Raw genomic sequence first — 11,032 nt, forward strand, 5'->3', positions numbered from 1 at the left:
GAAATTCTTGCCAAGAAGGAGAACATTCAATCTCTTATACACAAGATTTTTTACATCCTCAGTATGGGAAGAAGTTTACCAAACTGTTTAAAACGGTCACAGTAGATAATGGAACAGAGTTTCTGGACAGCAAAGGGCTTGAGGCATCAGTGCTTGTTCCTGGTAAGATGAGGTTAAAGATATATTATGCACATCCATACAGTTCATGGGAACGAGGGTCGAATGAAAACGCTAATAAGCTGATTCGACGATTTATTCCTAAAGGGACGGATATAGGGAAACTAACGGAGAAAGAGATAAAAAGGATTGAGCACTGGATGAACAATTACCCAAGGAGAATATTTGGTTATCGAACTGCGAATGAAATGGCAAAGATTGTGGTCGCTTAAAACAGGGTTCTGTAAGATTTTGTAAGGCAATTAAACTTGCAATTTAAAGCTGTTAGACCATCGCTTGTTACAATGTCGTATACATATATTGTTTTTCCTTCTATATTTGAAACAGATTTTGTTTTTACTCTGCCAAGCTCATCGTAAGTCCTTTCTACAACTTCAGGTGTTGTTGTTGAAGAGGTTATTACCGACTTCAGTTGATTTCCGACAGGGTCATATTCATAGTTTTTCTTTGTATAGCTTTGTTCTGAACCGTTTGTTAATACTGCATTCTCTTCTGTCACCAAACCTTGTGGGTTGTATATGTATTGGGTTATAATGTTTTTCCTATCGGTTACTTGTCTTAAACTTCCGTCGGCATTGTATTCATATTTTACAACATTGTCTGAATTTCCAGGATATTCTTTCTCCTTTACAAGATTTCTTGCATTGTAATGGAGAATATTTGTTCTGATGCCGTTAATCTCCTGGGTCTTCATGTTTCCGTTCTTGTCGTAGGCATATTTAGTAGTATCAGTTAGTTTATATACATCTTCCTCTAATTTCTCATAAGAACTTACGCCTGTTAGATTATTTTGCTCATCATATGTGTATACAGTAACATTTTCTCTTCCGTCTATAACATAGGCAACATTACCCACAGCATCATAGAACTGCTGAGTTACAATATATACTCCTGTTTCACCTTTTTGCTTTGTAACACTTACTTTGCCGTCCTTATTGTATTCAAAGATCTTCTTGTGATCTTCTCCATCGTAGGATTCTATTTGAGCACTGTTTCTGTTATAGTTTATCTTTTCAATCGCATTTCCGGCAGGGTCAATTTTACATACGAGTCTTCCAATCCTATCGTATTCGTAGGAATATACACTGTAAGCTGTTTTTGTTGTGTTGTTAACAGTATCTTTTTCTGTTACTATGGTAACTTCATGTATGACATTGCCGTTTTTATCGTAATAATTTAATGTTTCATGGGTTGATGTACGGCTTGTACTGTCAAGCCCTGTAGCCGGATCAATTAATTTTACATTATTTATTACGCTTTTTGTCAATCTTCCAAGCTCATCATATTCAAACCTTGTTACTGTGTTATTTGCATCGATTTGATACTTCACATTTCCATATAAATCATACCAATAACGTGTTTCCGTTTCATTAGCATCTTCCCCTTCTGTGCCGTATATCTTTTCACTTAATACACGACCAAAGAGGTCATATTCATATTCTTTAACATTTCCGACACTGTCTTTTTGATATGTTAAGTTCCTCATTGAATCATACTTAAATACCACAGTGTTTGTAGGTATTGATGCGTCTCCGGGATAAGTAACACTCCTTAAATCTCCAAGGCTGTTGTACTCATAAGAGGTCTCATTTCCATTGGCATCTACAGTCTTTTTAATATTTCCTGCATAGTCATAATACTCATTAATAATCCTATATTCAGTTCTAAGTCCTTTTCTGTGTCCACAGTGACATTACAGCCATTAATTTTTATTTCCAGTGTACCTTTTTCGGAGTGCTCCGGTTTCTGGGCAAGTTGCAGCCATCCTCTGGGTACATCGGTTTTTGATTCTTTTACTTCTTCAACTACTGTACACTTTACTTCATTGACTTTTTTCTGCCAATAGTAATATGTGGCTTTGCTTACTCCATTCGTTCGGCAAAACTCTTTGATACTTTGCCCACTTTCAAGCCGGGTTTGTATTAATTCCGCCCACTTTGATAATTGTTGTTCAGTTGTTACTTTTTCCATGTCTATACAATTACTCCGTTCATTCTTTTTTACAGTGATTGTATCAACTTCGCACCTATTCTACTTTGTAATGATCTATTTTATGGTTACTTATATTCAGTTATACTTTCTGCGAATATCCTATTCCCGCAAACAGATGAATTAAGAAATACAAAGAGAAATGGTGCACATGGAATAACGATCACAAAAATCATGTAACCGTTTTTCAACACCTAATTTATCTATTTGGGCTGTTTTTTACATCATCAAAATTCTTTAACTTACTGTACCTGTAATTAAATGTATTTTGGATATATTATTTTCTTTACTTCATTCATCTTGTGTCTTACCACTTTCCTTGAATTCTCCAACTCTATAAATCCATTGTTTCCTTGTCTATCCTTTTATCATGAGATAAATCCCCACCTTCTTAAGCTAATTATTTCATAATAAATACATTAATTCTAGGCTTATAGTATTTGTTTTCATACTATTTGCAATTTTTCTAGCAACTGATACCACTTGCTATTTATCCCACTTGGTGTTATATCAATAAATTTCTTTCCAAAAACATAATCTTTTATAAATTCATCAAATCTACCTAAGCAATTTCCTTTTTGAAATCCAGGTGGAGTTTCAATATATATCCATACATTTCCATCATCCTTATTAATAACCAAAATATCGTAAAGAATTTGCCCTATATATAACCAATTCTCAAATCCTGGAAGTTCCAGTATTAAATGTTGCGATCTCTCAATATCTTCAAATGATATAATATCTATCGGCCCACAACGTGCACCATTACATACTTTTAAGAAATCAATATATTCTTTTAAATAAATATTGTTAGTAGTAGCATCAGAATTTCCTTCATTTAATTCACCAATAGTTGGACCGTCAGGATGCGTATCAATTTCTTGCCTTACCCTAGATATAATATTTCTCAATTCATTATTCATTATTTTATCACCTTTCTACCACTATTTTTACCCTAATACTATATGGTATATCATTATAGTTAAGTTGTCTATGAATCTGGTCAATACCTATATTTCTATTTGTAAAAGCGTCTAAATACCTCAAATTATCGATGGTATCAGGCCCACCTAGTTGAAGTTCCCAAGTATGGTCAATCTGCATTTTTGTTCGATCAGTTATTTTCTTTATTAATTGTTTGGCAAATTGAGGGTTGTTTTTACCATATTGTGTCCATATCCTATCAATCATATTTTGTCTATAAGCATCAGCTATAGCCCTATCCCTACTTGTAATCCTTGTTTTATATAGCATATTTCTGTCACTTAATTCTTGAAGTTTTGCCATTTTTCTTTCAAATTGAGCCCTAGGCATGCGTTTGTCATATTTCACCAAAACTTCTGCATACTCACCTAACTCATCTGACTTAAGTATTGCTTTGTTTCTAACTCCACCAGATCCCGTTTTCCCACCAGTTTTAATAGCAGCATATCCTGCTTTAACACCTTGCTTCACTGCGTTAGCAAAAACTTGTGCTTTTGTAGTAGCATTTAAAGTAACACCCATGCCAGTGTCTGCTACAAGTACTGATGAATTTTGCATTGCTGCTTTATATGCAGTGTATCCTACTCTACCAGCTTTTCCTAATGTACTTGCCATTTTTGCTCCCGCTATACCAGTCATTACAGTATTGGTAGCAGCAGATAAATATTCTACATTATCTTGAAGGCTTGCATCAGGATTTAGGAAAAAGTTACCTGCTTTTTTTATGTTAAATGTTGTTCTGATATCGTTTCCAATTCCATTAATAATATTGCCTGGTATGCTTGCCCAAAATTGATTATTTTCCTGTACTTTATATCTTACTTGGGCATATGTTTCATCATCAACCAGCCCCAACATATTTCCTACGGCGTATATTCTATTTAGGTCATTATATATTCCAGTTTCTACACCTTTTGCCCCAAGTGCTACTATACCTTTTACTGTATTAACAGAATATACTGAAACAGCTTCTGCTTTTATTCCAACATACTTAATAGCTTTATATGCTTTGGAATCCTCCTTAATTCCAAGTGTCTCTGTGATAAAAGGTTTTATAACTGTTTGGTTATTTTCTTGCCATTGTGCAACAGGGTCTTTGAATGCGTCACCAACTTCAGCCATTCCATAAGCAATGCCAGTCACAACATTTGTGTAAATATTATCATCGCCATATTCATAAATAAGTTTAAATGCTTCGTCCCGTTCTTCCTGTGATGCAAGGAATAGTATTCTAAATGCATCTTTGTATTCATTAAATTTATTTGATATCCAACTGTGTCCTGTTGGGTCATAGTATATCAGCGGATTATTGGCACAATAGGTGTACAAATTCAAACTCAATGGGTCATTTACATCACCAGTATATGTATCTTCCTGCAAGAACCTTGCAATTTTTGGGTCATACATACGAGCGTTTAAATAATAGAGCCCTGTTTCTGAATCATACTGATAACCGGCATATAGGATAGAGTTTTTATCCTTTGCTGCACCAGTTGATTCTATTATGTTACCAAAAGCATCATAGTAGTAGATAGCATCAATATTACCAGTTGCAACATTAATCAATGCCGTTACATCGGCATGACCGTTGTACATGTAATAGTATGACTCGCCAGCAACTGTTCTCATTATCAGATTGGTACCGTAGATATTTCTACCCTCTTGGTTTCCTGCTGCATTTACTTCCAAAACAACCTTGTCATAATCATATATATATCTTGTCAAAGAACCATTTACATTCTTGCTTACCCTGTAGCCTTCAGCGTTATAACCATATTTAACACCATCTGCGGATATAAGCTGATTAAATTCGTCGTAAGCAAAAATTGTAGTTATACCGTCTGTTTCTGTTTTTATTTGATTACCGTTTGCATCATAAGTATAGTTAGTTATTGAAGCTACAGTTCCGCCTACTTTCACAATTACAGACTTTAATTGATTTAAGTCATAGTTGTAATTGTAAGTATGCTCTTCTGTAATTATACCATTTTCTTTTATTGTTACGTAATTTCTATTTCCTAATTTATCATAGATATATTCAGTCGTCTTTCCTATATATTCTTCATTCACTTTTTTCAAGCGGTTGAGATTATCATAGGTATAAGATGTTCTTCCTTTTTTATCTTCTTTTGAAAGCATGTTGCCGTTTGCATCATAGGTGTAGACATAGCTTTCAAAGGCTACCCCATTATTATCTTTATTTACAAGGGTTTTAAGCCTTCCATCCGGATAATATGTATAATCTTCCCTCGCTCCTCCGGCATAGATAACACTCTTTGCTGCACCGTTTTTGTGATAATCATATTCTGCTATGTTTGCTGCATTTATATCACCGTTTTTCACAAAGGCCAATCTTCCAACAACATCATATACTTTTGTAGTTATGTTGTTTTTCTGGTCAATAGAAGTCTCTGCTGTTAGACCATCGCTTGTTACAATGTCGTATACATATATTGTTTTTTCTTCAATATTTGAAACAGCCTTTGTTTTTACTCTGCCAAGCTCATCGTAAGTCCTTTCTACAACCTCAGGTGTTGTTGTTGAAGAGGTTATTACTGACTTCAATTGGTTTCCTACAGAGTCATATTCATAATTCTTCTTTGTATAGCTTTGTTCTGTGCCGTTTGTTAATACTGCATTCTCTTCTGTCACCAAACCTTATTGGTTATATATGGTCTGCTCCATCAGCTATATGTCTCATCATAATGTTTTCAACACCTTCATTAATCCTGCAAGGGATGCTGGATTGAAATCACCCGGAACTATCACCCTAATATTGTCGATAAATATTTGAAATTCAGAAGAATGTGTTTGAACTTGTTTTGTTGTGTTAGATTTTGAAAGTTCCTCTTTTTCTTCACAGGATGTCTTTTCAACTCTATCAGTAGTTCTATTAGATTGCAGCATAACTTCAGCAAATTGTGTTTTGGGCGAAGGATTTTCTTCTGGAATACTAAACCTTTTTATCCAGTAACGAAATGTGATGCTTTTTAAACCGGCCTTTCTACACCAAGCATTAACGCTTAATCCACTTTTTTTGTAATCATCAAACCTAGCCTTCCATTCTTTTTTTAATTGCAGGTCTCTAACTGGCACTAGAACCCCTCCCAACTTGTATTTATTATTCTTAATAATTCTATCAATAGGCATTTGTAAAACGCCATAAGCCGCATAAATACGGCATTTTTTACTCTAATAAAGAACAACTCCTCACCGATTTGTGGTAAAATTGAGTTGACAAGAAACAATTCAATCACACCTCGGAAAGGAGTTGTACTATTATGATATCATACAAACAGCTTTCTTTGGCAGATATTTTTACAGATTGCCAAAATATTTTTGATAATGACAAACCTGAATTCTTGTCACTTCTTGAAAAACATATTAATCTCAGTGAAGTTGTTCCAACTTCATTTAAAAACCATTTTTATGCTTCAACGGGAAGACCCCGCAAATACTCTTTGAACGCTATGCTCTGGGCACTCATCATTCAACGTATATTCTCTATACCCACAGACTCACTTTTAATCCTTTTTCTTAACTACTCTAAAGACCTGCGTGAATTCTGTGGCTTTGATAAAGTTCCTGATGCTTCTAAGTTCACCCGCTTTAAGCAAAATTTTGTTATGGACTTACAGTTGTTCTTTGATCGTCTTGTTGATATCACTGAGCCCATTTGCCAAGAGATTGACTCCGTACGTGCTTCGATGTCTATTTATGATTCTTCTGGCATTGAAGCCTTTGTTGCTGAAAACAATCCCAAATATGCCAACCGCATTATCAAACAACTGAAATCTTATGCAAAAGTTGTTGTTTATGATAAAAACTATGACCCTTACAAGGCTGCATATCGTTTAATGCCTTCATGTGCTTCTGCTAATCCTCAGATTAAGCAGCTTTTTATTAACGGCCATTTCTGCTATGTTTTCAAATTTGGCATCATTACCAATGGCCTTGGTATCGTTAGGGATATATCCTTTTACAATGAGGATTTCTTTAAGAATCATCCTGACATTGTCGTCGGTAAAAAATCTAATTCACCAGATGAGGATAAATCCGTACATGATGCTCGTTTACTCATACCAGTTTTAAAAGATTTCTTTGTTAAGCATCCACTTATTAATCCAAAAACTTTCCTTGGTGATTCTGCCTTTGATTCTGTTGCTATCTATAAAGCCTTGTTTGATGAACTACATTTTACTAAAGCTTATATCCCTCTTAACCAACGTTCAAACCTGAAAAACAAGGATTATACTATTAGCAAAGATGGTTTCCCTTGTTGTCCTCATGATCCTTCACTTACTCTGAAGTATGAGGGTACATCAAAGCTTAGGAGCGGTATCACTCGATATAAATTTGTCTGTCCTAAGGTTAAGTGGCGCAAAGGTGGTAATGGCAAATATCAGCGGCATTGCTGCTGTGAAAATCCCTGTACGTCCTCCTCATGTGGTCGTATGATTTATGTTTATCCTGAAAAAGATCTTCGTGCTTATCCTGGAGTTATTAGAGGAACCAAGGAGTGGGATTCTACTTACAAAATCCGTTCTGTGGTAGAGCAATCCATTAACCACTTCAAAGAAAATCTATGTGTTGCTGGTCGCAGAACCCAGAATGAAAAAATATAATGACCCCCATTGTCAAGACAAATTTTTAGCTTTTCTAAGTTAGATTCTCCTTTCTATGTTTTTGTATAATATCTACCTTAAGGTACTCTGTCGGATGGATGTCAAGGGCGAGCATATGCGAGTTCATCTTGCCCCTTGACATCCAATGGTTATATATCCTTTTGATTCCCGGTCTGTTATGACAGACCGGCTGCCTTCCGGCGAGGACGGGGTTTGGGGCAGAGCCCCAAGGTTTTATACTACTGCCTTAATCTCTTTGTTAATCCCAAAATAATATTCTGACGGCGTTTTATAGCCTAGTGACTGATGTGGTCTCTTGTTGTTATAATATTCAATATATTCCCTCGTTTTTTGCCGAAGTTGCTGACCCGTTTCACAATCTTCATGATAAAGCATCTCCCACTTGTAAGTTCGAAAAAAACGCTCTATCCTTTGATTATCCAAGGCTCGTCCTTTCCCATCCATTGAAATTTTTATATTATTACTCTTTAGTAATTTTATGTAATCCTCACTGGCAAACTGTTTACCTTGATCGCTGTTCATAATTTCAGGTTTACCATATCGTTTGATTGCCTTTTTTATCGCTTCTAATACAAATGTCCTATCTAAAGTATTTGATAACTCAAATCCAACAATATACCGGGAATACCAGTCTATTATAGCTACCATATACATAAATCCACGTTTAAGACGGCAATATGTTATGTCTATAGACCATACCTGGTTGGGATGATCTATATTTAAGTCTCTTAGCAAATACGGGTACAAATATTTGTTATGCAGACGTCTGCTAAGATTAGGCCCGGGACAGAAACCGTGAATCCCCATTTCCCTCATATATCGCCGTGTACGCTTCCTATTGATTTGTATGTGGTAATCCCGGTGTAGGATATTTGTCATCCTGCGATAGCCATATTCCGGATGAACCGTGTATACCTCATCAATAATACGTTTTATTAGATATTCCTCATCTGTTACCGGTACTGGCTTGTAGTAAAGGCTTGTACGATTAATACCTAACAGTTCAGCTTGCCTTTTTATGCTTAATTTCTTTTCTTCTCTCTCAATCATCTTCATGCGGTCTTCCCGGGACTTAGAGTCGGCCAGATTTTTTTTTAAGCCAGGCAACTTCATATGAAAGTTGGCCAATTTGCTTAAGCAGTTCGTCCTTCTCCTTCTCATACGACTGTTTGACCTTCTCTACTTCATCAGTTTCCTTACTGAAAACTCTGCCTGCATTGCTTATAAATTCTGCCTTCCAGCGACTTAGCTGATTAGGATGAATTTCATATTCGGCAGCTATCTCATTCAGCGTCTTTTCTTCCCTTAAGACCTCAATCACTATTTTTGCTTTTTCTTCTGGTGTAAACTTTCTTCTCGTTTTCATATTTCTATTCTAACTTATTTTGACCGTTTTGTCTGTCTTAATTTATGGTATCATTATAAAACCTTACACGCTGATTTATTATTAGCTGGTATTACACAACTGATTACTGTTATCCTAGCTGATAAGATCCATCGCCACGAATATATACGGAGTATAAAACCACTAATTGTATAAACCACAATATTAACTTTCTTCTATACATGCAGGATTTATTTCCTGTACCCTTTTTTACCTTAGTTTCTATAGTTCAACTTATTTAATTATCAAAACTTACTCTTGAATTTGTTAACGGTAATTTATGACTTTTATCACCTCGGTTTTTATTTCGTTTCGCAATTATCTAAATTCTATCAAGTATGGGAGGGGGTTACACTACGGTATTTGTTCCACCGCTTACTATTCATAGGAATTTACACTGTAGCAAATTTCAAAAAAACCGGGTTTACTCCCAGTTTATATATATTTCCAATATTTTAATATCATTTATTCTTCTTTTGTCTATAATATATCAAACCCAAGACAAGTATTATAAATAGCCAAAACATTATGTATGGATTCATTTTAATTACACCTCATTACTCTGTATTTAAATTTTTAAGTAAACCTTAAATATTATTGCATTTGCTTATAAAAGCTAGTTGACTCCAAATCCCATCAACTCTATAACATCATTGCACTTATTACAACTATAACACTACAAGACATTTCATTATATGAGTTAATTCTTTGAATCATGGGTATCTACATATACTCCAGTAAAAAACCCAAACTCTAACTGAGGCAATGCCATTAATTCTGTCTTTCCATGAAATGGATGTCAATCAAGTTCCTTCACGTGCATTAAGTGATTAAAATATGGATCCATTCCGACTCATATTGACAAAGATCAAATTTTATAATGCAAATATGAGCCATAAGCATATGTGTTTATCAAAAAATTTCCTAACTATAACTTCTATTTTCTAAATTCTATAGGCTTTTTTTATGGATATAAAACAATAATTCTTAATTATTCTTGGAGAATTTTAGTTTTCAATTTTATCTAAAAGTCGTATCAACACATGACTTATATTGTACTAATTGATCCATATAAAAATTTTGAAGTCGACACCACGAATTTAGTTTTTCGCCTGTTCAAAGTTAATATTAATTTTTTCAATCCCAAATCCACTTATGTATAGATTCTCCATCATATGCTATAAATTTTAATATAGCTGCAAGACGGTAATCTACCGTAACATCATTATAAAGACCACCTCCTTCTATTCCTTCGCCACCACTATAGAAAGAGTCATTTTTACGTTTAAGAAATAAGTCTTCTGCATGCTTAACTAGATCATTAGTTTTATTAACGTCTTTATTAAATAAAAGTTGACTGTAAATCTTATAAGTTTGAATACATAAGTTTATTCGTTTATTTGGTTTTAAGTTATTTAAAATATTATCCCATTCATCCTTGTTATGTTTGCCCATAAGACTTTTAGCTAATTCAAAGTTTAGCAATCTGTAAAACTCTTCACCCTCTAAGCTATACTGAGGAAATTCAAAAGGTTTGTTAATTAAGAATGCTATACTAGAAGCAATTTCAATAAAAAAGTCATCTGAAATATTCTCAGAGCCTAAAGACATTAAATCTTCTATAGCTGTATTTGCTACATTTATTGCATCTGAAAAATATTGTACCGGACTTCCAGTTTTTATTCTCCAAGATATTAATCCCTGCATCACCCTACATTTAAAGCTCTGCCAATAGTTAACTGAAACAAGGTGAAATTCTCCTTTTTGTTTACCAATAATAATACCATTTTGACTGTTTTCAAATCTTGTTTCCAAAGAATCTATCATTTCTATAGGAGTCATTGCCATATAT

The 11,032-nt window shown here is 34.5% G+C and carries 8 protein-coding genes and 1 pseudogene; 2 read left to right on the forward strand and 7 right to left on the reverse strand.

The window, feature by feature from the left end:
* Positions 1–20: 20 nt before the first annotated feature.
* Positions 21–389 (forward strand): annotated as a pseudogene (locus tag CLOCL_RS12175) (IS30 family transposase); the annotation flags it as partial.
* Here CLOCL_RS12175 and CLOCL_RS12180 read toward each other — a convergent pair.
* From CLOCL_RS12180 to tnpA (CLOCL_RS12200), 5 genes are all read right to left on the reverse strand, one after another.
* A complete protein-coding gene (locus CLOCL_RS12180; RefSeq protein WP_148263786.1) occupies positions 386–1,663 on the reverse strand; it encodes an RHS repeat domain-containing protein in 1,278 nt (425 codons plus the stop codon). The pseudogene CLOCL_RS12175 and the gene CLOCL_RS12180 sit on opposite strands and share 4 nt — an antisense overlap.
* 116 nt (positions 1,664–1,779) lie before the next feature.
* A complete protein-coding gene (gene tnpA / locus CLOCL_RS12185; RefSeq protein ID WP_041715143.1) occupies positions 1,780–2,154 on the reverse strand; it encodes an IS66 family insertion sequence element accessory protein TnpA in 375 nt (124 codons plus the stop codon).
* A 458-nt stretch (positions 2,155–2,612) separates the two neighbouring features.
* The gene (locus tag CLOCL_RS12190) at positions 2,613–3,089 is read right to left on the reverse strand and encodes a hypothetical protein (RefSeq protein ID WP_014255635.1); all 477 of its coding nucleotides are present in this window, start codon (positions 3,087–3,089) and stop codon (positions 2,613–2,615) included.
* Between the two features lie 7 nt (positions 3,090–3,096).
* Positions 3,097–5,802, reverse strand: coding sequence for an RHS repeat domain-containing protein (locus CLOCL_RS12195; RefSeq protein WP_014255636.1), 2,706 nt, complete (start codon positions 5,800–5,802; stop codon positions 3,097–3,099).
* Between the two features lie 48 nt (positions 5,803–5,850).
* The gene (gene tnpA / locus CLOCL_RS12200) at positions 5,851–6,246 is read right to left on the reverse strand and encodes an IS66 family insertion sequence element accessory protein TnpA (protein WP_014255637.1); all 396 of its coding nucleotides are present in this window, start codon (positions 6,244–6,246) and stop codon (positions 5,851–5,853) included.
* 185 nt (positions 6,247–6,431) lie between these two features.
* On the opposite strand from tnpA (CLOCL_RS12200), the gene CLOCL_RS12205 reads away from it, so the two are divergent.
* A complete protein-coding gene (locus CLOCL_RS12205) occupies positions 6,432–7,775 on the forward strand; it encodes an ISNCY family transposase (protein ID WP_014255638.1) in 1,344 nt (447 codons plus the stop codon).
* Between the two features lie 234 nt (positions 7,776–8,009).
* On the opposite strand, the gene CLOCL_RS12210 is transcribed toward CLOCL_RS12205, so the two are convergent.
* Together CLOCL_RS12210 and CLOCL_RS12220 are read right to left on the reverse strand one after the other, a co-directional pair.
* Positions 8,010–9,162, reverse strand: a protein-coding gene (locus tag CLOCL_RS12210; protein ID WP_027622199.1) for an IS3 family transposase whose coding sequence is annotated in 2 segments (ribosomal slippage) — positions 8,010–8,894 and positions 8,896–9,162 — 1,152 coding nt in all. Because the reading frame shifts where the segments join, the coding sequence is not laid out codon by codon here.
* Between the two features lie 1,155 nt (positions 9,163–10,317).
* Positions 10,318–11,028, reverse strand: a complete 711-nt coding sequence (locus CLOCL_RS12220) for a hypothetical protein (RefSeq protein WP_014255639.1) — start codon at positions 11,026–11,028, stop codon at positions 10,318–10,320.
* Between the last annotated feature and the right edge of the window lie 4 nt (positions 11,029–11,032).

It is taken from the genome of Acetivibrio clariflavus DSM 19732 (genome assembly GCF_000237085.1).
In the GTDB taxonomy this organism is placed as follows: domain Bacteria; phylum Bacillota; class Clostridia; order Acetivibrionales; family Acetivibrionaceae; genus Acetivibrio; species Acetivibrio clariflavus.